This window comes from Streptomyces laurentii (genome assembly GCF_040635425.1).
Lineage (GTDB): Bacteria > Actinomycetota > Actinomycetes > Streptomycetales > Streptomycetaceae > Streptomyces > Streptomyces laurentii.
The window spans coordinates 1-22,610 of record NZ_JBEYHT010000022.1 but is presented as its reverse complement, the minus strand read 5'-3'; the positions used below and the strand labels follow the sequence as shown (position 1 = coordinate 22,610).

Annotated in this window: 23 protein-coding genes; 10 read left to right on the top strand and 13 right to left on the bottom strand. The window is 74.5% G+C overall.

Features of this window, described 5'->3' with window-relative positions; translation table 11 throughout:
• Positions 1 to 67: 67 nt before the first annotated feature.
• Positions 68 to 571 (top strand): SRPBCC family protein, encoded by a 504-nt coding sequence (locus ABZ693_RS16305; RefSeq protein WP_359877027.1) that lies wholly within the window; start codon positions 68 to 70, stop codon positions 569 to 571.
• Here the strand turns inward: ABZ693_RS16305 and ABZ693_RS16300 are convergent.
• Positions 531 to 1,649 carry a PLP-dependent cysteine synthase family protein gene (locus ABZ693_RS16300; protein ID WP_359877024.1) on the bottom strand — a complete coding sequence of 373 codons (1,119 nt, stop codon included), beginning with the start codon at positions 1,647 to 1,649 and terminating at the stop codon, positions 531 to 533. The two genes, ABZ693_RS16305 and ABZ693_RS16300, sit on opposite strands and share 41 nt — an antisense overlap.
• Positions 1,650 to 1,900: 251 nt before the next feature.
• On the opposite strand from ABZ693_RS16300, the gene ABZ693_RS16295 reads away from it, so the two are divergent.
• Complete coding sequence (locus tag ABZ693_RS16295) at positions 1,901 to 2,191, top strand: hypothetical protein (protein WP_359877021.1); 291 nt, start codon at positions 1,901 to 1,903, stop codon at positions 2,189 to 2,191.
• Positions 2,192 to 2,466: 275 nt separating this feature from the next.
• Positions 2,467 to 3,021: an ATP-binding protein gene (locus ABZ693_RS16290; RefSeq protein ID WP_359877018.1), complete on the top strand. Its 555-nt coding sequence runs from the start codon at positions 2,467 to 2,469 to the stop codon at positions 3,019 to 3,021.
• 83 nt (positions 3,022 to 3,104) lie between these two features.
• Here the strand turns inward: ABZ693_RS16290 and ABZ693_RS16285 are convergent, their stop codons facing one another.
• Complete coding sequence (locus ABZ693_RS16285) at positions 3,105 to 3,407, bottom strand: SHOCT domain-containing protein (RefSeq protein WP_359877015.1); 303 nt, start codon at positions 3,405 to 3,407, stop codon at positions 3,105 to 3,107.
• Positions 3,408 to 3,564: 157 nt separating this feature from the next.
• Here ABZ693_RS16285 and ABZ693_RS16280 point away from each other — a divergent pair, with 157 nt between their 5' ends.
• Positions 3,565 to 4,152 carry a TetR/AcrR family transcriptional regulator gene (locus ABZ693_RS16280; protein ID WP_359877013.1) on the top strand — a complete coding sequence of 196 codons (588 nt, stop codon included), beginning with the start codon at positions 3,565 to 3,567 and terminating at the stop codon, positions 4,150 to 4,152.
• Positions 4,153 to 4,258: 106 nt separating this feature from the next.
• Positions 4,259 to 4,852, top strand: a complete 594-nt coding sequence (locus tag ABZ693_RS16275) for a DUF4865 family protein (protein ID WP_359877011.1) — start codon at positions 4,259 to 4,261, stop codon at positions 4,850 to 4,852.
• Positions 4,853 to 5,052: 200 nt separating this feature from the next.
• Here ABZ693_RS16275 and cpt read toward each other — a convergent pair whose 3' ends face one another.
• The 3 genes from cpt to ABZ693_RS16260 all read right to left on the bottom strand — a co-directional run bounded on the left by cpt (position 5,053) and on the right by ABZ693_RS16260 (position 7,732).
• A complete protein-coding gene (gene cpt / locus ABZ693_RS16270) occupies positions 5,053 to 5,586 on the bottom strand; it encodes a chloramphenicol phosphotransferase CPT (RefSeq protein WP_359877008.1) in 534 nt (177 codons plus the stop codon).
• Positions 5,587 to 5,657: 71 nt separating this feature from the next.
• Complete coding sequence (locus ABZ693_RS16265; RefSeq protein ID WP_359877005.1) at positions 5,658 to 6,488, bottom strand: SAM-dependent methyltransferase; 831 nt, start codon at positions 6,486 to 6,488, stop codon at positions 5,658 to 5,660.
• A gap of 11 nt (positions 6,489 to 6,499) precedes the next feature.
• The gene (locus ABZ693_RS16260; RefSeq protein WP_359877003.1) at positions 6,500 to 7,732 is read right to left on the bottom strand and encodes an ROK family protein; all 1,233 of its coding nucleotides are present in this window, start codon (positions 7,730 to 7,732) and stop codon (positions 6,500 to 6,502) included.
• A 182-nt stretch (positions 7,733 to 7,914) separates the two neighbouring features.
• Here ABZ693_RS16260 and ABZ693_RS16255 point away from each other — a divergent pair, with 182 nt between their 5' ends.
• On the top strand, positions 7,915 to 8,673 hold the full coding sequence (locus ABZ693_RS16255) for a maleylpyruvate isomerase family mycothiol-dependent enzyme (RefSeq protein ID WP_435842438.1): 759 nt from the start codon (positions 7,915 to 7,917) through the stop codon (positions 8,671 to 8,673).
• A 25-nt stretch (positions 8,674 to 8,698) separates the two neighbouring features.
• On the opposite strand, the gene ABZ693_RS16250 is transcribed toward ABZ693_RS16255, so the two are convergent.
• The 3 genes from ABZ693_RS16250 to ABZ693_RS16240 all read right to left on the bottom strand — a co-directional run bounded on the left by ABZ693_RS16250 (position 8,699) and on the right by ABZ693_RS16240 (position 11,838).
• Entirely contained in the window at positions 8,699 to 9,370 is a 672-nt protein-coding gene (locus ABZ693_RS16250) for a response regulator transcription factor (protein WP_359876998.1), read from the bottom strand.
• On the bottom strand, positions 9,367 to 10,716 hold the full coding sequence (locus tag ABZ693_RS16245) for a sensor histidine kinase (protein WP_359876995.1): 1,350 nt from the start codon (positions 10,714 to 10,716) through the stop codon (positions 9,367 to 9,369). Before ABZ693_RS16245 ends, ABZ693_RS16250 begins: the two co-directional genes overlap by 4 nt.
• A gap of 417 nt (positions 10,717 to 11,133) precedes the next feature.
• Positions 11,134 to 11,838, bottom strand: a complete 705-nt coding sequence (locus ABZ693_RS16240) for a TetR/AcrR family transcriptional regulator (protein WP_359876992.1) — start codon at positions 11,836 to 11,838, stop codon at positions 11,134 to 11,136.
• Between the two features lie 142 nt (positions 11,839 to 11,980).
• Between ABZ693_RS16240 and ABZ693_RS16235 the strand changes: the two genes are divergently transcribed.
• Positions 11,981 to 12,442, top strand: a complete 462-nt coding sequence (locus tag ABZ693_RS16235; RefSeq protein WP_359876989.1) for a nitroreductase family deazaflavin-dependent oxidoreductase — start codon at positions 11,981 to 11,983, stop codon at positions 12,440 to 12,442.
• 75 nt (positions 12,443 to 12,517) lie between these two features.
• Here the strand turns inward: ABZ693_RS16235 and ABZ693_RS16230 are convergent, their stop codons facing one another.
• On the bottom strand, positions 12,518 to 13,879 hold the full coding sequence (locus ABZ693_RS16230) for a geranylgeranyl reductase family protein (protein WP_359877202.1): 1,362 nt from the start codon (positions 13,877 to 13,879) through the stop codon (positions 12,518 to 12,520).
• A 268-nt stretch (positions 13,880 to 14,147) separates the two neighbouring features.
• Between ABZ693_RS16230 and ABZ693_RS16225 the strand changes: the two genes are divergently transcribed.
• Together ABZ693_RS16225 and ABZ693_RS16220 are read left to right on the top strand one after the other, a co-directional pair.
• Positions 14,148 to 15,515 (top strand): dipeptidase, encoded by a 1,368-nt coding sequence (locus tag ABZ693_RS16225; protein ID WP_359876986.1) that lies wholly within the window; start codon positions 14,148 to 14,150, stop codon positions 15,513 to 15,515.
• Positions 15,516 to 15,607: 92 nt separating this feature from the next.
• Entirely contained in the window at positions 15,608 to 16,294 is a 687-nt protein-coding gene (locus tag ABZ693_RS16220; protein ID WP_359876984.1) for an MBL fold metallo-hydrolase, read from the top strand.
• A 20-nt stretch (positions 16,295 to 16,314) separates the two neighbouring features.
• Here ABZ693_RS16220 and ABZ693_RS16215 read toward each other — a convergent pair whose 3' ends face one another.
• Both ABZ693_RS16215 and ABZ693_RS16210 read right to left on the bottom strand, forming a co-directional pair.
• The gene (locus ABZ693_RS16215) at positions 16,315 to 17,499 is read right to left on the bottom strand and encodes an NUDIX hydrolase (protein ID WP_359876982.1); all 1,185 of its coding nucleotides are present in this window, start codon (positions 17,497 to 17,499) and stop codon (positions 16,315 to 16,317) included.
• 195 nt (positions 17,500 to 17,694) lie between these two features.
• On the bottom strand, positions 17,695 to 18,645 hold the full coding sequence (locus tag ABZ693_RS16210) for an ROK family protein (RefSeq protein ID WP_359876979.1): 951 nt from the start codon (positions 18,643 to 18,645) through the stop codon (positions 17,695 to 17,697).
• A 205-nt stretch (positions 18,646 to 18,850) separates the two neighbouring features.
• On the opposite strand from ABZ693_RS16210, the gene ABZ693_RS16205 reads away from it, so the two are divergent.
• Positions 18,851 to 19,888, top strand: a complete 1,038-nt coding sequence (locus tag ABZ693_RS16205) for a LacI family DNA-binding transcriptional regulator (protein WP_359876976.1) — start codon at positions 18,851 to 18,853, stop codon at positions 19,886 to 19,888.
• 59 nt (positions 19,889 to 19,947) lie between these two features.
• On the opposite strand, the gene ABZ693_RS16200 is transcribed toward ABZ693_RS16205, so the two are convergent.
• The gene (locus tag ABZ693_RS16200) at positions 19,948 to 21,246 is read right to left on the bottom strand and encodes a DUF6986 family protein (protein ID WP_359876970.1); all 1,299 of its coding nucleotides are present in this window, start codon (positions 21,244 to 21,246) and stop codon (positions 19,948 to 19,950) included.
• Positions 21,247 to 21,430: 184 nt separating this feature from the next.
• On the bottom strand, positions 21,431 to 22,405 hold the full coding sequence (locus ABZ693_RS16195) for an electron transfer flavoprotein subunit alpha/FixB family protein (protein ID WP_359876967.1): 975 nt from the start codon (positions 22,403 to 22,405) through the stop codon (positions 21,431 to 21,433).
• Positions 22,406 to 22,610: the final 205 nt, after the last annotated feature.

The window sequence follows — 22,610 nt, the reverse complement described above, 5'->3', positions numbered from 1 at the left end:
GCGCCCCCTCGGGCCGTCTGGGGCAAGTCCCTCCCGGCCCGCCCGCCGCACTCCCGGAGGTCCGGTCATGCAGCGCCGACTGAGGCCGGTGGAACTCGACTTCGTCACGTCCGCACCCACACGGCTGGTCTTCACCACCGAGTTGACCGCGCCGCCCGCCGCCGTCTACCGGTCCCTCGCGGTGGAGGTCGGCAGCTGGTCCGCCTGGTTCCGGGCGGTGCGCTCCGCCACGCCCACCCGTGACGGCACGGGCCGGACCATCCTGCTGACCGGCGGCGGCCGCATGGAGGAGACGATCATGGCGGCGGAGCCGGACAGCCGCTACGTCTACCGGATCGACACGATCAACGCCCCGGGCGTCACGGCGCTGATGGAGGAGTGGGCGCTGTCCCCCACCTCCACCGGCGGCACCCGGGTCCGCTGGACCATGGCCACCGCCGGCAACTTCCCCTACACCCTTGTGCTGCGACTGGCCCGGCCCGGCTTCACCCTGTCGTTCCGCGACGCGATGCGACAGCTCGACCGGCGGCTCACTCCGGCCAGACGCCCGTCTCCAGGAACCGGTCGATAGCGGCGGTGTACGGCGCGATGTCGAGGCCCTGCCCGGCCAGCCACTCGTCCGAGTAGTACCGGTCGAGGTAGCGCTCGCCGGGGTCGCAGATCAGCGTGACGACGCTGCCGGTGCGCCCCTCGGCGACCATCTCGCCGACGATCTTCAACGCGCTCCACAGTCCGGTGCCGGTCGAGCCGCCCGCCTTGCGGCCGATGACGTTCTCCAGGACGCGGACGGCGGCCACGCTCGCCGCGTCGGGCACCTTCATCATGCGGTCGATGGCGCCGGGGACGAAGCTCGGCTCCATCCGGGGCCGGCCGATGCCCTCGATCCGGGAGCCGCAGTCGGCGGTGGCGTCGGGGTCGTGGCGCAGCCACCCGTCGAAGAAACAGGAGTTCTCGGGGTCGGCGACGCACACGCTGGTGTCGAACTGCATGTAGTGCACATAGCGCGCGATGGTCGCCGAGGTGCCGCCGGTGCCGGCCGTGGCCACGATCCACGCGGGCTCCGGGTAGCGCTCCAGCTTCAGCTGCTCGTACATCGATTCGGCGATGTTGTTGTTGCCCCGCCAGTCGGTGGCCCGCTCGGCGTAGGTGAACTGGTCCATGTAGTGGCCACCGGTGCGCGCGGCGAGCGCCGCGGCCTCGTCGTACATGGTCCGCGAGTCGTCGACGAAGTGGCACTGACCGCCGTGGAACTCGATCAGACGGCACTTCTCGGGGCTGGTGGTGCGCGGCATGACGGCGATGAACGGCACGCCGATCAGCTTGGCGAAGTACGCCTCGGAGACGGCGGTCGAGCCGCTGGACGCCTCGATGACGGGCGCGCCGGGCCGGATCCAGCCGTTGCACAGGCCGTAGAGGAAGAGCGAGCGGGCGAGCCGGTGCTTCAGGCTGCCGGTGGGGTGCGTCGACTCGTCCTTGAGGTAGAGGTCGATGCCCCAGCTGTCGGGCAGCGGGAAGCGCAGGAGGTGGGTGTCGGCCGAGCGGTTGGCGTCGGCGTGCACCTTGCGGACGGCTTCCTTGAGCCAGGAGCGGTAGGCGGGGTCGCTGCGGTCGACGTCCACGGTCACCAGGGGACGGTCGGTGGTGGTCATGAGTGCCTCTTCTCGTCGTGCCCACAGGGCTGGCCCCAGGTAACCGACAATACCCCTCCCACCTGGGCAAACGTTCCCTTTGAGACTCCATAGGGGAGCCTTGGGAGGGCGTCGGAGAGCGCTGTGGGAGGGCCGCGGGAGGGCCCCTTCGGCCGCCGTGCGGCGACATCGCGGGGGAGGGCTGCTGGTGCCGGACGCGACGGCCCGGCACACTGGAGTCAGGCATTCTGCGCTAAGGGGGCGGGAGCACCATGTCACAGCCCGAGTTCACGGCCACGGGGGTCCGCATCGACCGATGGCCCCGGTCCCTGACCCGCGCGGGGGAGGTCCGCATCGAGGACGGCCGCTTCGCCCTGCTGACGAGTTACGGCAGTGAGATCGACAGCGCGCCGCTCGGTTCGGTCCGGGCCGGCCGGCCCTGGTTCGCGAAGGCCGACGAGGCGGTGGCCACGGTCAACGGCACGCGGTACCGGATCTCCGGTTCGGCCTCGGGGCGAATGCTCGACGCGCTGCGCAAGGCGGTGTCCCGGTCCCGGTCCTGACGGCGGGGCACCCCGCGTTCGCCGGTGGCCCGCCCGCCGTCCGGGGCAGGCGGCGGAGGACGCCGTGCGCCGCCCGCGTCATCCCCGCCCCGGGGCGGGTCGCCGCGAGTTGCGGGGCTGTCACCACTGGTTCACCCTGGAACCACCTCACCGAGGGTGCCACGGCGGTGACGCCGCGAGCCGGCGCCCACCGCCCGGCTCCTCGTCGCATGACAGATCCGAATCGCCGTCTTCCGAATCTCCGTCTTCCGGACCTACTTCGGGGAGTCGCAGCCGTGATCAGCGAGCCCAGCAGGTATTGCACGGTGGAGCTCCAGGCCCTGCCGTCGCGGATCGGTCAGGTCCGCAGAATCGTTTCCGCGCATCTGCGCTACTGGCAGCTCGACGCCTTGATCGACCATGCGTCGCTCGGTGTCACCGAGCTCCTGACGAACGTCCACCGGCACGCGCTGCCGGACAAGCTCTGCACCGTCGAGGTCGCGCTGCTGCTCGACCATCTCACCATCTCCGTACGCGACAACGATCCGCGGATGCCGGGCACCGGCCAACCGAGCCCCCACGCGGACGAGTTCGCCACCTCCGGGCGCGGCCTCGCCATCATCGAGGCGCTGAGCGAGAGCTGGGGCGCCCGCCCGCAGGACGCGGGCAAGGTCGTCTGGTTCACGCTCCAGGCCCCGCCCTCCCCCGTCGCCTTGGCGCCGCACGCGCACTCCGTACGGGGCGCCACGACCGACGGGCCGTTCGCCGACCGCGCCCTGGAGATCGTGCCGTTCCTCATGGCGGACGAACCGCTGCACGCGGCGGCGGGACGGTCCGCGCTGGCCGGCTGAGCGCCCCCCGAGCGGGACGCGGGGTCCTGAGTACGGCGCGCGGGGCGAGGGCCGCGCCGGTGGCCGGCGGCGGGCCGCGGTGCTCACGCCCGCCGTCCCTTGTCCCCCGTCGCGAGGCGGCCGAACTGCTCCTCCAGGACGGTCAGCCGCCGCCAGTACTCGTCCTCGTCGATCTCGCCGGCGGCGAAGCGGCGGCCGAGCAGCGCGATCGGCGACCGGTCGGCGGCGGAGGAGGTGGCGCCGGGGCCGCCCCAGCCGCGGACACCGTGCGGACGGCGCCCGCCGAACCGGCGCAGCACGGTGATCACCGCGATGATCACGGCCGCCCAGACGAACGGGACGAAGACGATCCACGGGCCGGGGCCCGCGTAGGCCAGAGTGTTCATCGTCGGTCAGCTCCTCGGTGTGTGTCCCGACTGCTCGATGGTTCGAGACTGCCGCGCGAGCGGCCCGGAAGCGTCGTACGGCCGGGGCCTCCTCGCGTACCCCGGCGGGAGTAGCCGGGCTCCGGCCGGCTGCTCCCTCGACTCTGTACCTACTGGTATGTACAGTACGGGCATGAGCGCGAACGCGTCCGAGCGACTGATCGAGGCCACCCGCGAGCTGCTGTGGGAGCGGGGGTACGTCGGGACCAGCCCCAAGGCCATCCAGCAGGCGGCGGGCGCCGGCCAGGGCAGCATGTACCACCACTTCGCCGGCAAGCCCGCTCTCGCGCTCGCCGCGATCCGGCGGACCGCCGAGGAGCTGCGGGCGGCGGCCGAGACCGAGCTGGGCGGGACGGGTCCGGCGTACACCCGGATCGAGGCCTACCTGCTGCGCGAGCGCGACGTGCTGCGCGGCTGCCCGGTCGGCCGGCTGACGATGGACCCGGACGTGATGGCGGACGCGGAGCTGCGCGCGCCGGTCGACGAGACGCTGGACTGGCTGCGCGGCCGGCTCGCCGAAATCCTCCAGGAGGGCCTGGACAGCGGGGAGTTCAGCCCCTCGCTGGACGCCCGGGAGACCGCCGCCGCGATCGTCGCGACCGCCCAGGGCGGCTACGTCCTGGCCCGCGCCGCCGGTTCTCCGGCCGCCTTCGACACCGCCGTACGCGGCCTGCTCGCGCTGCTGTCCCCCCGTACCGCCCACTGATCCGCCCCTGATCAGCCCCTGGTCCGTGCCCTCCCCCGGATCCGGACCGTCGTTCCGCCGCTCGCCACTCGCCGCTCGCCGCTCGCCGACCTCAGGAGCCCGTCCCGTGCACGCCATGCAGTACGACATCACGCTGCCCGCCGACTACGACATGGGCGTCATCCGCACCCGGGTCGCGACCCGCGGTCATCTGCTCGACGACTTCCCCGGGCTCGGCCTCAAGGCGTATCTGATGCGCGAACGGGCCGACGGCTCGCCGGTGAACCAGTACGCGCCGTTCTATCTGTGGGCCGAGGCGGCCGGGATGAACGCCTTCCTCTGGGGGCCCGGATTCCAGGGCATCGTGAACGACTTCGGGCGACCCGTCGTCCAGCACTGGACGGTGCTCGCGTACGACGAGGGGCCGGCGACCGCGGCGGCGCCGCGTACCGCCACGCGCCGGCGCCATCCGCTGCCCGCGGGCATCGCCCCGGCCGACGCGGTCGCCGAGGCCCTGGAGCGGCACGCCGTGCGCGCGGCGGGCGACGGGGTGGTGGCGACGGCCCTGGCCGTGGACCCGCGCCACTGGGAACTGCTCGTCCTCACTGTGCGGGCCGACACCTCCCCCGGTATCCCGGACGCCCCGGACACCGACCGGTTCCAGGTGCTGCACCTGTCGGCCCCGGGGCGGTCCGGGCTCGGGGCCGGGCGCAGCTGGTGAGCCGAGGTGGCCGACTCCCGCTCGGCCAGTTCGACGGCCTCGTCGAGGGACCGTGCCCGGAACAGCACGACACGCTCCTCGTAGGGAGAGTTTTCCCAGGTCGACCATCTATAAGAAGGTTCTGGCGCCGTACCACGCCTTCGGCTCTTGCCTCATTGCGGACCGTCATCTCCTCGCGCCGGACAAGGCCCTGGTCGTGGTCAGCGGACGTGGGTGGCGATGGCCCGCGCGCACTCCAGGGACTCGGCGCGGGTGGTGTCCACCTCCACGTCGTAGGTGACGCCCCGGTGGACGAGGTCCGCCTGGCCGGCGGCCATGCCCGTGACGCGGTCCCCGCGGGCGATCTCCCGGCCGGCCGCGACCGCACTGTCGCAGCGGACTCCGACCCAGAGCACGTCGACCCCGTCGAGGTCCTTCCGCCAGCGCTCCTGGGAGGCGGCACCGCCGAGGAACACGTCGTCCACGACGATGCGGGCGCCGGCCCGGGCCATGGCCACGATGCCCGTGGTCCAGGCCGCCTCCAGGGTCCGGAACTCCGGGCCGACCTCGATGCCGCCGTCGGCCGCGAACTCGATCCCGCCCTCCCCGTTCCGCAGCTTCGCGGGCAGCGCGTCGACGAAGGAGTCGACGCCGAACGCCAGCCACGGGTCGGGGAGCACGGCTTGGAGGCAGCGGACGATGCCGGACTTGCCCGCGCTGGAGCCGCCGTTGAGGATGATCATCTGGGTCGTCACGGCGCCACCGTAGACCGTGCGCCGCCGCGCGCGGAACCGGTTTCGGGCCCGCCTCCCGGCCCCGGGCGGGGTCAGCCCACCGGGACCAGGGTCAGGTAGGCGATGCCGAGGATGCCCCGGTAGCCGAGCCAGGCCGAGCGCTGGCGGTCGACGCGTTCGCGGGTCTCGGCCGCGAGCGGGTGATCGGGGTGAGTGGCGAGCCAGACCTCGACGGCGTGCCGGTAGCCGGACTCGAACTCCTCCCATTCGTCGCGGGTCGCCGTCTCGACCCACGCGGTACGGAAGCCCGCCTCGACCGCCAGGTCCACCAGCCCGGCGAGGGTGCAGTGGTCAAAGGACGCGGCGCCGGGCCACATCCGGGCGAGTTCGGCGGCGGTCGGAACGCGCTCCCAGAAGCCCTCGGCGAGCAGCACACGGCCGCCGGGACGTACCAGACGGCGCAGTTCGCGCAGGGCGGCGGCCACGTCGTGGGGCTGGTCGGGGTCCAGCAGGGCCTGGCTGGAGCCGACGCACAGCACGGTGTCGGCGGCGGCGCGGGTGGTGCCGTGGCCGGACTCCTCGGCGTACTCGACGCGGTCGGCGAGCCCGCGCGCGGCGGCGAGGGTGCGGCCGTGGGCGAGGTCGCCGGCGTCGATGTCGATCCCGGTGCCCCGGGCGCCGGGGGTCTCGGCGAGGACGCGCAGCATCAACTCGCCCCAGCCGCAGCCGATGTCGAGAACGGTGCCGGGCGCGGGCGCGGCGAGGCGGGAGACGATCCGGGTGGCCCGGGTCTCGGAGAGCGGGCCGTGGAAGGTGAGTCCGGCGCCGAAGCGCGGCGGGGCGGTGTCCTTGCCGGTGTCGGAGGTGCGGGCGGTGCGGGCGGTGCGGGCGGTCCGGGCGGTGGTGTCGATCGCGTCGGTCATGGGGCGCGACCCTAGTCGCCGGACGCCGCGGCTCCCAACGCTTTTAGGGGGTCGTCGAGGACCGGCTGCCAGGCGAGTTCGGCGGCGCCGACCAGACTGTTGTGGTCGAGGGTGCAGGGCAGGATCGGGACCCCGCCGCTGCGGCCCCACAGGCTGCGGTCGGCGACGACGGCGCGCAGCCGGTCCCCGTCGGCGTCGAGGAGTTCGCGATGGAGACCGCCGAGGATGATCCGGTCGGGGTTGAGGATGTTCACGAGCCCGGCCAGGCCGAGGCCGAGCCGGTCGATCAGTTCCTCGGCCGCGGCGCGCACCCCGGGGTCGTCCGGCTGGTCGCGCAGCAGGTCGCGGGACTGCTGGAGGAGGGAGACCTCGGGGCCGGGGGCGCGGCCCGCGGCGGTGAGGAAGGCGAGCGGGTCGGTCTCGACGTCGAGGCAGCCGCGGGCGCCGCAGTGGCAGGGGCGGCCCTCGGGGTTGACGGTGAGGTGGCCGACTTCGAGGGCGAGGCCCGAGCTGCCGGTGTGCAGACGGCCGTCGAGGACGAGCGCGCCGCCGACCCCGCGGTGGCCGGTCGCCACGCAGAGCAGGTCGCGGGCGCCGCGGCCGGCGCCGTGCCGGTGTTCGGCGAGGGCGGCGAGGTTGACGTCGTTGCCGGTGAAGGCGGGGCCGTCGATGCCGGCGGCCCGTACCCGCTCGGCGAAGATCTCGCCCACCGGCGCACCGGCCGGCCAGGCGAGGTGCAGCGGTTTGAGGGCGATCCCCTCGGGCTCGGCCACCGCGGAGGGCGCGGCGAGCGCCGCGCCGACGCAGCGGCGCCCGGAAGCCCGCAGCAGCTCGACTCCGGCGTCGACCACGGCGCCGAGGACCTGGGCGGGGTCGGCGGAGACGGTGACGCAGCCGGGGGCGGTGGCGACGATGGTGCCGCCGAGGGAGACCAGCGCGGCGCGGAAGCCGTCGGCGTGGACCTGGGCGGCGAGCGCCACCGGCCCGTCCTCGGCGACGGAGAGACGGTGCGAGGGGCGGCCCTGGGAACCGGCGGCGGCGCCCGGATTGGAGTCGACGCGGATGAGGCCGAGTGCCTCCAGCTCGGCGGCGACGGCTCCGGCGGTGGCCCGGGTGACCCCGAGCTCGGCGGTCAGCACGGCGCGCGTGGGTGCCCGGCCTGTGTGGACCAGCTCCAGCGCGGGTCCGAGCGCGCCGCGCCCCCTGTCCAGCCGTGTGCGGGTCGTCGTCGCCTTGCCGTTCATGCTGGCGAGTCTCCCACGCCCGGCCTCCCGCGGGTCGCCGTCCGTGATCTTCGCCCGGGCCCGTCCCCGCGCGCGCTCGGCCGGCGGCGCGGCACGGGGGCGTGGCACGGAGGCGGCGCGGCACGGGGGCGACGCGGGGCGCGTGCCCCCGCCATACTCCGGGCATGGACACCACGAGCACCGTGAGTACCGGCACCCACATCGACGCGCTCGAAGCGGCGGGCACGGCACTCGTCGAGGCCGCCGCGACGGCGGGTCTCGACGCGGAGGTCGCCACCTGCCCCGGCTGGCGGGTCCGCCATCTGCTGCGGCACATGACGAAGGTCCACCGCTGGGCCGCCGCCACCGTGTCCGGGCGCCGCACCTCGTACCACCCGGCCGGCGCCGACACGGAGCTCGACGGCGACGCGCTCCTCGCGTACGTCCGCGAGGGCCACGCCCTGCTGGTCGACGCCCTGCGCTACGCACCGGAGGACCTGGAGTGCTGGACGTTCCTGCCGGTGCCGTCGCCGCTCGCGTTCTGGGCGCGGCGGCAGGCGTACGAGACGACCGTGCACCGGGCCGACGCCGAGTCGGCGCTCGGTCCCCTGGACGCGCCCGGCCTCGTGGGTCCCGCGCTCGCCGCCGACGGCATCGACGAGCTGCTGTCCGTCTTCCACTCCCACGACCTCAGCCACGTGCGCACGGAGCGGCCGCGCACGCTGCGGGTCCGCGCCACGGACACCGGCCGCGTCTGGAGCGTACGGCTCTCCCCGCGAGCGCCGCTCGTCCTGCCGTCCGCCGAAGGACCCGCCGACTGCGAGCTGAGCGGACCGGCCGGCCGGCTCTTCCTGCTGTTGTGGAACCGGCTGCCGCAGGACGCCGTGACCGTCACCGGCGACACTTCCCTGGCCCGGCTGTGGCGGGAGAAGTCACCCCTCGACGGGTCCCGGCGGGACTGAGGGGGCCTGAGGATGCCTGAGGAGGTCAGCCGAGCCAGCCGGGCCGGACCAGGCCCGACTCGTAGGCGAGGACGACGAGTTGGGCGCGGTCACGGGCGCCGAGCTTCACCATGGTGCGGCTCACGTGGGTCTTCGCGGTGAGCGGGCTGACGACGAGGCGGCGGGCGATCTCCTCGTTGGACAGGCCGAGTCCGACGAGGGCCATCACCTCCCGTTCGCGCCCGGTGAGCCGGTCGAGGGACGACACGCCCGTCGCGGCCGGCGGCCGGGAGCGGGCGGCGAACTCCTCGATGAGCCGGCGGGTCACACCGGGCGACAGCAGCGCGTCGCCGTCGACCACCGTCCGTACGGCGCGCAGCAGTTCGTCAGGTTCGGTGTCCTTGACGAGGAAGCCGGAGGCGCCGTTGCGCAGGGCCTCGAAGACGTACTCGTCGAGTTCGAAGGTGGTCAGCATGACCACCCTCACCGTGCCGAGGTCCGGGTCCTCGGTGATCAGACGGGTGGCGGCGAGACCGTCCCGGCGCGGCATGCGGATGTCCATCAGGACGACGTCCGGGCGCAGTTCGCGGACCCGGTCCACGGCCTCCTCGCCGTCGGCGGCCTCGCCCGCCACCTCGATGTCCGGCTGGGCGTCGAGCAGGGCGCGGAACCCGGCCCGGACGAGCGACTGGTCGTCGGCGAGCACGACGCGGATCACGGGGACTCCTCGGGTGGGGCGGGCGGCCGTTCGGGGCCGGCGGGATCGCGGGGCGGCGCGGCGCCGCGTACCGGCGGACCGTCGGCCGGGCGCCGTACCGACTGATCGCCCGAGCGTACGGGCAGGACCGCCGACACCCGGAAGCCGCCGTCCGGCCGGGTGCCCGCCTCGAGCGTGCCGCCGAGGGCGGCGGCGCGCTCCCGCATGCCGACGAGTCCGTTGCCGCTGCCGCCCGCGTCCCCGCCGGTGGCCGGGCCGTCGTCGTCGACTCGCAGGCCGAGCGCGCCGGGCCGGTAGTCGAGGGCGACGACGGCGGTACGGGAACCGGAGTGCCGCACCACGTTGGTCAGCGCCTCCTGCACGATCCGGAACGCGGCCAGTTCGGTGCCGGGCGGGAGCCGCCGTTCGCGGCCCGTCCGCTCGGTCCGCACGGCGAGACCGGCGGCTCCGGCCTGGTCGACGAGTTCGGGGAGGCGGTCGAGGCCGGGCGCGGGGGTGAGCGGCGCGGCACCGGGGGCGCGCAGGGTGTCGAGCACCTGCCGGACCTCGCCCAGGGCCTCCTTGCTGGCCGCCTTGATGGTGGTGAGGGCCGTGCGGGCCTGGCCGGGGTCCGCGTCGAGCAGGGCGAGGCCGACGCCGGCCTGGACGTGGATCACGGAGAGGGAATGGGCGAGGACGTCGTGGAGTTCGCGGGCGATCCGCAGCCGTTCCTCGTCGGCCCGGCAGCGTTCGGCGGCTTCCTGTCCGGCGCGGTCGCGCGCCGCCTGCTCGCGGCGGACCCGGACGAGTTCGGAGGCGGCGAGGACGGCGGCGACGAAGGCGGCGACGGGGAGTTCCAGGCCCCATGAGGCGGGGCCGTCGCCCGGGGGCGGCAGATAGCGGTAGAGCCAGTGGACGAGCAGCAGGTGCCCGGCCCACAGCAGGCCGAGCGCCCACCAGGCGGCCCGCCGGTGGCCGTGCACGACGGCGGCGAAGCAGGCGACGACGACCGTCGCGAAGACGGGGCCGTACGGGTAGCCCGCCGCGAGGTAGGCCAGGGTCGCGGCCGAGACGCCGGAGACGACCGGGACGGGATGGCGGTGGCGGAGCAACAGGGCGGCGGAACCGAGCAGGAGCAGCGCGCGGCCGAGGGCGTCGAGGGTGACGCGGTCGGGCTGCTCGCGGGCGGCGAAGCCCGTACCGACGAGGACGAAGACGGCGAGGACGAGTGTGGAACGCCAGGGCAGCCCGTCGCCCGGCTCCCACACGACCCATCCGGCGGGGCCCCGGCGCCCGGGTCCGGGCCCGCACGGCGGCCCCGCACGGCCCGGGGCCGGCGCCGGGGCACGGGTCGGCTGTTCGTCCATGCGGCCACGCTAGACGCGCGCGGCACACGGCGGCGTCCGCCGGGCGGCGCGATCACCTGTACTCCCCGGGGAGTACGTGGTGGGGGCGGGGCGGGGCCAGGGTGCGGAGGCCCCGGCGGTACGGGCCTGGCGGCGCGGCCCTCGCGGAACGTGCGGGGCGCGCCCGCCCCGTCCCCCGACGCCGGACGGGGGGTGAGGCCGACGTACGGGCCGGGTGGCCCGTCGGTGGGGACGGAGCGCGGAGGGGGCCTGCGGTACGGGCCCTGTGGCATGGCCCTCGCGGAACCTGCGCGGACCGAGGCGCCGCGCCTGGAACCCCCGGCCACCGAACAGCGGTCGGGGGCGCGGCCGGGGCCGGGGCCGGCGTACGCGCCTGGCGGCACCGCACCGCGCCAACACCCCTGGGGGCTCCGCCGGTCAGGGGCGCGGCAGCAGTCCCGTCTCGCGGCCGAGGCGTTCGGCGGCCACGGCGAAGAACGTGTCCCGGTCCTCGACGACCCGGTCGAACTGGCCGAAGAGCTCGAAGGAGATCAGCCCGAAGAGCTGGGACCAGGAGGCCACCAGGGCCCCCATGAGTTCCGGCGGCAGATCGGGCGCGAAGTCGGCGGTGAGGCGTTCGGCCTCGGGGCGCAGGGCGGCGGGGAGCGGGGGCGGGGCGACGCCCTTGTCGCGGTGGGCGGCGCGGGCGGTGGCCATGAGGACGAGGCCGACGCGGGAGGCGGGTCCGATGGTGTCCTTCGGCGCGGCGTAGCCGGGGACCGGGGAGCCGTAGAGGAGGGCGTACTCGTGGGGGTGCGCGAGGGCCCAGGCGCGGACGGCGCGGCAGACGGCGGTCCAGCGGGCGAGATGGGCGTGCGGGGCCGCGGCTTCGGCGGTGGCGTGGGCCTCTTCGGCGGCGGCGCCGACAGCGTCGTAGGCGTCGATGATCAGCGCGGTCAGCAGGTCGTCGCGGCTGGGGAAATAGCGGTAGAGCGCGGAGGAGACCATGCCGAGCTCGCGGGCGACGGCGCGCAGCGAGAGCTTGGCGGCGCCCTCGTCGGCGAGCTGGCGGCGGGCCGCGTCCTTGATGGCGGCGGTGATCTCGATCCGCGCGCGGGCGCGGGCTCCCTGGACGGTCGTCATGGAGAGCAGTCTTCCACGTTTCGGAGCATCGCACCGAAACGAGAGCACTGCTCTTGCGAGTGAGCACCGATCCGTGCACACTGACCAAAAGAGAGAGCACCGCTCACAAACGAGAGCGGCACCCACACTCCAAGGAGTCCACATGGCGTCGCAGCAGCCCTACTACCGCCAGGGCAGCCCGCTCACGATCCGGTTCAACAGCCTCGTCGGCCGGCTGGCCCGCCACGGCATCAGCCTGCTCGGCACCGCCGAGCTGTCCGTCCCCGGACGCAAGAGCGGTCGCCCGCAGCGCATCCCCGTCAACCCGTACCGCCACCGGGGCGCGCAGTACCTGGTCTCGGCCCGCGGCCACTCCCAGTGGGTCCGCAACATGCGAGCGGCCGGCGCCGGCGAACTGCGCGTCGGCCGCACGGTCCGCCATTTCACCGCTGCCGAGATCCCGGACGCCGAGAGGGTGGAGGTGCTGCGCGGCTACCTGAAGCGCTGGGGCTGGGAGGTCGGCCCGTACTTCCAGGGCGTGACCGCCCGTTCCACCGACGCCGAGCTCCTGGCGGCCGCCCCCGACCACCCTGTCTTCCGGATCACCACCACCCGGGACGCGTGAAGGGCGGTACGGAGGAATCCGTACCGCCCTTCCCTCACCGGTCCCCCGGCTCCCCGCCCACTCCCGCCCTACGGGTCAGGAGGCGTCGGGCGCCGCGGACGCGTCCCCGTCCCGCGCGTCCCGGGCGTCTCGCGCGTCCCGCACCGGCTGCTCCGGCTTCTCTGACTGCTCGGGCTTCTCCGGCTTCTCCGACTGCTCCGGCTCCGCCTCCTTGTCGCCGCGCGGCGTGACGCCCCGCCCCGCCGGGCCCACGCCCGCCGAGGTGTCGATCCGGCGGTCGAGCATCTCCAGCGCGCGGTGCGCGATGCCGCCGCCGCGGACGAGCCCGGCCAGGGTCGTCGTCCCGCGGGTGATGTCCGCGAACGCCCGCCAGGCCGGCCGCAGGGTGGTGATCGCCGCATGCAGAAGCCCCGGCCGGCGCTCGAACACGGAGAGCATCCGCCGTCCGACCGCCATCTCCACACCCAGCCCGGCCTTGATGGCGAAGGCGTAGTTCAGTGCCTGCCGGCGCGCGTCGACCGCGTCGCCCGACTCGGCTATCCGGACCGCCCACTCGCCCGCGAGCCGGCCCGAGCGCAGCGCGAACGAGATGCCCTCACGGGTCCACGGCTCCAGCAGACCGGCCGCGTCACCGCAGACCAGCACCCGGCCGCGGGAGAGCGGCGAGTCGTCGGTGCGGCAGCGGGTCAGGTGGCCGGAGGAGATGGCCGGTTCGAAGCCGGCGAGCCCGAGCCGGGCGATGAAGTCCTCCAGGTACCGCTTGGTGGCGGCGCCTTCGCCGCGCGCCGAGATGACGCCCACGGTCAGCGTGTCGCCCTTGGGGAAGACCCAGCCGTAACTGCCCGGCAGCGGCCCCCAGTCGATGAGGACCCGGCCCTTCCAGTCCTCCGCCACGGACCGCGGCACCGGGATCTCGGCCTCCAGGCCGAGGTCGACCTGGCCGAGCTTGACGCCGACGTGGGCGCCTATCCGGCCGGCGCTGCCGTCGGCCCCGACGACGGCGCGGGCGAGCACGGTCTCGCCGTCGGCGAGGACCACGGCGACGGTACGGCGGTCGGGCACGGCCGGGCCGTGCTGCTCGACCCGGCTGACGGCGGCTCCGGTCCGCAGCTCGGCGCCCGCCTTCTGCGCGTGCTCGACCAGGCGGGCGTCGAACTCGGGCCGGTTGACCAGGCCGAAGAGCATGCGCCGGGAGCGGCGGGTGCGCGGGAAGCGGCCGTCCAGCTGGAAGGTGACGGCGTGCACGCGGTCGCTCAACGGCAGTTCGAAGCCGGGCGGCAGCGCGTCGCGCGAGGGGCCGATGATGCCACCGCCACAGGTCTTGTAGCGGGGCAGTTCGGCCTTCTCCAAGAGCAGGACCTTCCGGCCGGCGACGGCTGCCGCGTAGGCCGCCGAGGCCCCGGCGGGTCCCGCGCCGACCACGACCACGTCCCACACCGGCTGTCCGCCGTCCGGGCCTGTCTCCCGCGCTCCGGCCGCTCCGTCCGCTGCCGCTCCGGCGTCTGCGTTCTCGCTGCTCACGATGTGCTTCTGCTCCTGATCAGACCGGTGGTTCCTGGTGTGGTCGCATCCTACGGCTCGGTAGGTAAACCGGGCCGCCCCGCCCCGCGCCGGGAAACGACCGTAGGATCGGCCATGCGTTCGCCGGATCCACCGACAACCCGGCGTCGTCACGAACAACGTCGCACCCACCAGGAGCGTGCCCATGACCGCGAATCCGATCGCCGAGACCGTCGCATCGCTGATGCCCGCCGCGAAGGCGGAGCTGACGGAGCTGGTGGCCTTCCACTCGGTGGCGGACGAGGCCGTCGCGCCGCGCAGCGAGTGCGAGGCCGCCGCCAATTGGGTGGCGGGCGCGCTGCGCGCCGAGGGCTTCGAGGACGTGGAGCTGCTCGACACCCCCGACGGTTCGCAGTCGGTGTACGGCGTGCTGCCCGGCCCGGCCGGCGCCCCGACCGTCCTGCTCTACGCGCACTACGACGTGCAGCCGATGCTGGTCGAGGCCGCGTGGCTGACCCCGCCGTTCCAGCTCACGGAGCGCGAGGACGGCCGCTGGTACGGACGGGGGACGGCCGACTGCAAGGGCGGCGTCATCATGCACCTGCTGGCGCTGCGCGCCCTGAAGGCCAACGGCGGCGTGCCGGTCACGGTCAAGGTGATCGTGGAGGGCTCGGAGGAGCAGGGCACGGGCGGCCTCGAGCGGTACGCGGAGGCGCACCCCGAGCTGCTGACGGCGGACGCCATCGTCATCGGCGACTCGGGCAACTTCCGGGTGGGCCTGCCGACGGTGACGGCGACCCTGCGCGGCATGACGATGGTCCGGGTCACGATCGACACGCTGGAGGGCAATCTGCACTCGGGTCAGTTCGGCGGTGCCGCCCCGGACGCGCTGGCGGCGCTGATCCGCGTCCTGGACTCGCTGCGCGCCGAGGACGGTTCGACCGTCATCGACGGACTGCCGACGGACGCGGAGTGGGAGGGCCTGCAGTACCCGGAGGCCGACTTCCGCAAGGACGCGAAGGTGCTGGACGGGGTGGACCTGACGGGCACCGGCACGGTCGCCGACCGCATCTGGGCCCGCCCGGCCGTGACGGTCATCGGCATCGACGCGCACCCGGTGGCGGGCGCGACGCCGTCGATCCCGTCCACCGCCCGCGCGCAGATCAGCCTGCGGGTGCCGCCCGGCCAGGACGCGGCGAAGGCCACGGAGCTGCTGTTCGCGCACATCGAGAAGCACACCCCGTGGAACGCCCGGGTCTCCATCGAGCAGGTCGGCCAGGGCCAGGCGTTCCAGGCGGACATCTCCAGCCCGGCGTACGCGTCGATGGCCGAGGCCATGCGGGTCGCGTACCCCGGCGAGGAGATGCAGGCCTCCGGCATGGGCGGCTCGATCCCGCTGTGCAACACGCTGGCGGCGCTCTACCCGGAAGCGGAGATCCTGCTGATCGGCCTGAGCGAGCCCGAGGCGCAGATCCACGCGGTCAACGAATCGGTGTCGCCGCAGGAGCTGGAGCGCCTGTCGGTGGCCGAGGCGCACTTCCTGGTGAACTACGCCCGCTCGAAGCAGGCCTGACCGGCCACTCGTCCCCGATCACGCTCTGGGCGGAACTCGCCCAGAGCGTAGGACTGTCCACCGGGGGCCGGGTGCCACGTACGGTCGCAGGCATGGACCTCGTGGCGCTCGGCCCCCAGCTGCATCTGCTCCGTTTCCCCATCGGCCAGGCCTATCTCTGGCGGGACGGGGAGGACTCGACCCTGATCGACGCCGGATGGGCCGGTTCGGCGGCCGCGATCGAGACGGGGCTGCGCGAGGCCGGCCTCGATCCGTCCCGGCTGCGGCGGATCGTCCTCACCCACGCGCACCGCGATCACGTGGGCGCGGCCGGGGAGTTGGCGGACCGCTTCGGCGCCGAGATCCTGGCGCACCCCTTGGACGCGCCGATCATCCGGGGCGAACTCCCCGTACCCGAACCGGATTTGCTGGACTGGGAGCGGCCGCTGTACGAGCACGGGCTCACCGTCCCCGTCGCGCCGCCGACCCGGGTGGACCGCGAACTCGCCGACGGCGAGGTGCTGGACTTCGGCGACGGCGCGGTGGTCGTGCACACCCCGGGCCACACGCCCGGTTCGCTCGCGGTCCATCTGCCGCGCCACGGCGTGCTGTTCACGGGGGACACGGTGGCGTCGGTCCCGGACGTGATGTTCGGGGTGTTCCATGTGGACCGGGCCGCGGCCCTCGCCTCGATGCGCCGGCTCGCCGCGCTCCGCCCGTCGGTGCTGTGCTGCGGGCACGGCGACCCGGTGACGACCGACACGGCGGAGCGGCTCGCGCGGGCGGCGGAGCAGGCTTAGTGCCCTGTTCACGGCGGGGCTCAGCCCACCGGGACGCCCGCTTCCAGGTTGAGGACGGTGCCGCGTTCGCGGGCGCGCAGGGCCCAGCGGAGGCGGTCGTAGCGGACCGGGGGGAGCAGGTGGGCGGCCTCGGCCTCGGTGACGAAGCGCCAGCCGCGCAGTTCGGCGCCGGGCAGCAGCAGGCGTTCGGCGTCGGCGGCCGGCAGCCGGCCGCCGTCGAAGAGCAGGCGCAGACCGCCGTAGCCGGGGGGCTGGGGACGTTCCCAGTCGACGAGGAGCAGCCGGGGTACGGCGTCGAGCCGGAGGCCGATCTCCTCGGCGACCTCCCGTATGCCCGCGCGCGTGGGCGACTCTCCCGGTTCGACGATGCCGCCGGGAAACTCCCAGCCGGGCTTGTAGGTGGGGTCGACCAGCAGGACGCGGTCGTGTTCGTCGAAGAGCAGGACGCCGGCGGCCAGGGTCTCGCCGGTCGGTTCGGGCGTCTGCACGATGCCGCAGGGCGCGGCGCGGCCGGTCGCGACGGCGTCGGCGACGACGCGGGCGGTCTCGGCGGCGGTGAGCGTGGAGTTGTCGACGGGGTACGCGTCGGCGGCCAGCCAGCCGGCGAGCGCGTCCTGGAAGGAGCCGATGTGGTCGAGACACCAGCGGCGGGTCCGCGCGGCGGCCTCGGACTCGGCCGTCTCGAACCCGGACCCGGACTCGGTCTCGGACTCGGACTCGGGCCCCGCCTTGACTCCCGGCCCGGCCAGGGCCCCGGTTCTCGGGACGGGCACGACGACGCGGTCGCCCTCGGCGGTCACGGATTCCGGACCGGCCTCGGCCTCGATGGCGGCGCGGCGGTCGATCCGGTCGCGCAGGATCGTTTCGTCCGGGGTGAGGACGACATGCCTGACCTTGATCCTGCGAGCCGCGAGGGCGCCGAATATCTCGTCCCGGTACTCCTGGCGGATCAGCGTCATCGGAACCACCAGGACCCCGTCCAGCTCGGCGAGGAGCGCCGCCGCCGTGTCGACGACGAGTCTGCGCCAGATGGGGAGGTCCTGGAAGTCGGCGACCTCCGCGAGCCGTTTGCGCGGGAGCAGCCGACGCATCGTGGCACCGGTGAACTCCGGGTCGTACAGCGTGCTGTTCGGGATCAGATCGACCAGCTCGCGCGCGGTGCAGGTCTTCCCCGCACCGAACGTCCCGTTGATCCAGACGATCACGATTCCCCCCTCCCGGGCAGCCCCCGGTGGACCGCCCCCACCACCCTGCCACGGAAACCCCGGGGGCGGGCGGGGCGAACCGGCGCACGCCCGGCGCGCGTTCGCGCCCCCACTGTGTCCGCTCACATCCCGCCACATCCCGCTATGTCACCCCCGTAGCGCAGCCTGGCTCCGCCGGTGACGAGACGGGGCGCCTCACTCCCGTACGGGATCGCCCGCCCCGCCCGCCGTCGCGGCCGCCGCCGCGCCCAGCAGCCCGGCGTCGGTGCCGGTCAGGGCGGGGACGACGGTGAGGCCGCGGACGAAGGAGAGCGTGGCGTACGTCCGCAGGCCGCGCCGCAGCGGTGCGAACAGAACCTCGCCCGCGCCCGCCACTCCCCCGCCCACGACCGCGATGTCGATCTCGACGAGGGAGGCGGTCGCGGCGATCCCGGCGGCCAGTGCCTGCGCGGCGCGCTCGAAGGAGGCGACGGCCACCGGGTCGCCGGCCCGGGCGGCGGCGGCCACCGCGGCGGCGGAGGTGTCGCCGTCGGGCCCCGGGCGCCAGCCGTTCGCCAGGGCACGGCGGGCGATGTGCGGGCCGCTGGCGATGCGTTCGACGCAGCCACGGCCGCCGCAGGCGCACGGGTCGCCGTCGAGGTCGACGCTGATGTGGCCGAGGTGACCGGCATTGCCGGTGGGACCCGTGTGGAGACGCCCACCGAGGACGAGACCGCCTCCGACACCTGTGGAGACGACGAGGCAGAGCGCGTTGTCGTAGCCGCGCGCGGCGCCCTGCCAGTGCTCGGCGGCCGTCATGGCGACGCCGTCGCCGACGAGGGTGACGGGCAGTCCGCCGGTTGCCCGGCGGACCCGCTCGACCAGCGGGAAGTCGCGCCAGCCGGGCACGTTGACCGGACTCACGGTGCCGGCGGAGGCGTCGACCGGACCGGCGCTGCCGATGCCGACGGCCGTCACCGCGGCCCACAGCGGGGAGGCGGCGAGCTCCGCGAGGACGGCCTCCACCTGCCGTACCACCGTCTCGCCGGACTCCTGGGCGGGCGTGGGCCGCTGGGCGCGCAGCAGAATCCGGCCGTCCGCGCCGACCAGCGCCCCGGCGATCTTGGTGCCGCCGAAGTCGAGGGCGGCGACGAGGTCAGTGCGCATGAGTGAACGGTTCTCCGGGGAACGACGGGTGTGCTGCGGGTCCAGTCTCCCGGTCGCGTGACAACGTTGTCCAGGGCCTATGCTCGACGGCAACGCGTTCGAAATCCACCTGGCCCGGTCGGGCGGCCCCGCCCCGAAGGCCCCCGGCGGACGGACGCCGCCCAGGTCGGACCCCGGACCCCTGACGACGGAGGAACCGCGCACCGTGGCCGAGATCGCCCGCCGCTCCGCACACCGCTACGGCCACCGGCCCACGATGAAGGACGTCGCCGCCCGCGCGGGTGTCGGTCTCAAGACCGTCTCCCGGGTCGTGAACGGCGAGCCGGGCGTCACCGCCGACACCGAGCGGCGGGTCCAGGAGGCCATCGCGTCCCTCGGCTTCCGCCGCAACGACAGCGCGCGGGTGCTCCGCAAGGGGCGTACGGCGTCGGTCGGGCTGGTCCTGGAGGATCTGGCCGACCCGTTCTACGGGCCGCTCAGCCGGGCGGTGGAGGAGGTCGCGCGGGCCCACGGGGCGCTGCTCATCAACGGTTCCAGCGCGGAGGACCCGGACCGCGAGCGGGAGCTGGCCCTCGCCTTGTGCGCGCGGCGGGTCGACGGGCTGATCGTCATCCCCGCGGGCGACGACCACCGCTATCTGGAGCCGGAGATACGGGCGGGCGTCGCCACGGTCTTCGTGGACCGGCCGGCGGGCCTGATCGAGGCCGACGTGGTCCTGTCCGACAGTTTCGGCGGGGCCCGCACGGGCGTCGCGCATCTGATCGCCCAGGGCCACCGCCGGATCGGTTTCGTCGGCGACCGGCCCCGGATCCACACGGCGACGGAACGGCTGCGCGGCTACCGCGCGGCCATGGAGGACGCGGGCCTCCCCGTGGACGAGGCCTGGGTGTCCCTGGGCCCGACCGACCCGGAGCACGTCGCGGCGACGGTCGCGGCGACGCTGTCCGGACCGGAGCCCGTCACGGCGCTCTTCGCGGGCAACAACCGGGTGACCGTCACCGCCGTACGGGTCCTCGCGGGCCGCGAACGCCCCGTCGCCCTGGTCGGGTTCGACGACATCGAACTGGCCGACCTGCTCGGCATCACGGTCATCGCCCAGGACGCCGCCGCGCTGGGCCGCACGGCGGCCCAGCGGCTGTTCCGCCGCCTCGACGGGACGGCCGAGGCGCCGGAGACGACCGTCCTGGGAACCACGCTGATCACCCGCGGCTCGGGCGAGATCGCACCGCCCGAGGGCACCTGACCGGCCGTCGCGCGGAAGTGGCCCAGGGCGCCGGACCCCGGGGGCCGGCGCCCTCGGCGCTATCCCGCGTTCGCCGTCAGGTCGCCCCGGCGCGGGGAGGCGAAGCGGTCGAGGTCCGCGCGGGTCAGGCCGGTGAGGGCGTCGACCTCGGGGGCGTCCAGCGCCCCGCAGCGCAGGCCCCGCAGCAGGTAGGAGGCGAGGGCCTTGGCGGTGGCGGGCTCGTCCATGACGTCGCCGCCCGCGTGGTTGGCGTAGGCCGCGAGGCGCCGGGCGGCGGTCTCGAAGCCCTCGCGGTAGAAGGCGAAGACGGCCGCGTAGCGGGTGGGCAGGTGCCCGGGGTGCATGTCCCAGCCCTGGTAGTAGGCGCGGGCGAGGGCGCGGCGGGTCAGGCCGTAGTGCAGCTTCCACGCCTCGTGGACCTGGGCGGTGGGGCCGACGGGCAGCACGTTGGTGGAGCCGTCGGAGACCCGGACGCCGGTACCGGCGGCGGCCACCTGCATGATCGCCTTGGCGTGGTCGGCGGCGGGGTGGTCGCTGGCCTGGTAGGCGGCGGAGACGCCGAGGCAGGCGCTGTAGTCGAAGGTGCCGTAGTGCAGGCCGGTGGCGCGGCCCTCGGCGGCGCCGATCATCCGGGCGACGGTGGCGGTGCCGTCGGCGGCGAGGATGGCCTGGCTGGTCTCGATCTGGATCTCGAAGCCGAGCCGGCCGGCGTCGAGGCCGTGGGTCTTCTCGAAGGCTTCGAGGAGCCGGACGAAGGCGGTGACCTGCTCCGGGTAGGTGACCTTGGGCAGGGTGAGGACGAGCCCTTCGGGCAGGCCGCCGTGCTCCATGAGGCCGGTGAGGAAGACGTCGGTGGTGCGGATGCCGCGGTCGCGGACGGCCGCCTCCATGCACTTCATGCGGATGCCGGTGTACGGGGCGGCGGTGCCGTCCGCGTACGCCTCGGCGACGATACGGGCCGCGCCGGCCGCGTCCCGGTCCTCGGCGGCGTCGCCGGCGCCCCCGTATCCGTCCTCGAAGTCCACCCGCAGGTCCTCGACGGGCTCGCGCTCCAGCTTGGTCCGCACCCGGGCGTACACGTCCTCGGCGAGGTCGTCGGCGAGACCGAGGACGCGGGCGAAGGCGCCGGCGTCGGGGGCGTGTTCGTCGAGCGCGGCGAGGGCCTGGTCGCCCCAGGAACGGATCGTCCCGGCGTCGAAGAGGTCGCCGGGGACGTAGACGGTGTGCACGGGCTGGCGGGTGCCGGGATCGCCCGGGTAGCGGCGGTCCAGCTCGGCGTCCACGGCGGCGAGGGAGGCGCTGATGTCCTCGCTGACCGCGCCGGCGAGGCTCGTCGTCACCTGCTCCTGCTGACCCATCCCACACCCTCCTATTTTCCGCTGAACGGAATCGATCATCCGTATGGCGAAGCTAGTGGGCGTCGGGAGTCGCGTCAATGGTGCCCGCCGGGAGGACGCGCCCCGGCGGGAAGACGCCCGGAAACGCCCGGGGGCCGCGCGGTGAGTGCACCACGCGGCCCCCGGGCCGTACCGATCCGGTGGATCAGCCCTTGCGGGCCTGGATCTCCTGGGTCAGCTGCGGGACGACGTTGAAGAGGTCGCCCACGACGCCGTAGTCCACGAGGTCGAAGATCGGGGCCTCGGCGTCCTTGTTGACGGCGACGATGGTCTTCGAGGTCTGCATGCCCGCGCGGTGCTGGATCGCGCCGGAGATGCCGGACGCGATGTACAGCTGCGGCGAGACCGACTTGCCGGTCTGGCCGACCTGGTTGGAGTGCGGGTACCAGCCGGCGTCCACCGCGGCGCGGGAGGCGCCGACGGCCGCGCCGAGCGAGTCGGCGAGGGCCTCGATGATCGCGAAGTTCTCGGCACCGTTGACGCCGCGGCCGCCGGAGACCACGATCGCGGCCTCGGTCAGCTCGGGGCGGCCGGTCGACTCGCGCGGGGTGCGGGCGGTCACCTTGGTGCCGGTGGCCAGCGCGCCGAAGGAGACCGCGAGGGTCTCGACGGCACCGGCGGCCGGGGCGGCCTCGACGGGCGCCGAGTTCGGCTTGACCGTGATGACCGGAGTGCCCTTGGAGACACGGGACTTGGTCGTGTACGAGGCGGCGAACGCCGACTGCGTGGCGACCGGGCCCTCGGCGCCGGCCTCGAGGTCCACGGCGTCGGTGATGATGCCGGAGCCGATGCGGACGGCGAGGCGGGCGGCGATCTCCTTGCCCTCGGCGGAGGACGGGACGAGCACGGCGGCCAGGGAGCCCGCGGCGGACAGCGCCTCGTACGCGGCCTGGAGCGCGTCGACCTTCGGGACGACGAGGTAGTCGGCGAACTCCGCGGCCTCGGCGGTCAGGACGCGGGTCGCGCCGTGCTCGGCGAGGGTGGCGGCGGTGCCGGCGGCACCGTTGCCGAGGGCGACGGCGACCGGCTCGCCGAGGCGGCGGGCCAGCGTCAGCAGCTCCAGGGTGGGCTTGCGGACGGCTCCGTCGACGTGGTCGACGTAGACGAGAATCTCAGCCATGGGACTTCAATCTCCTGCGGAAGAAACGGGGGAGGCCAAAGGGGCGGCGCGGTGCGCGAGCCCTCAGTCGCGGCGCCGGTCCCGGGGATGCCCCGGGACGGCGGTGGCGACTAGTGCTGCGACCGGGAAGGTTTGCCGGGTGGCTCGCGGCGTCCGGTGCGGTGCATCGCAAGGCGGAGAATCGCCCTCGTACTGGATGTACTTG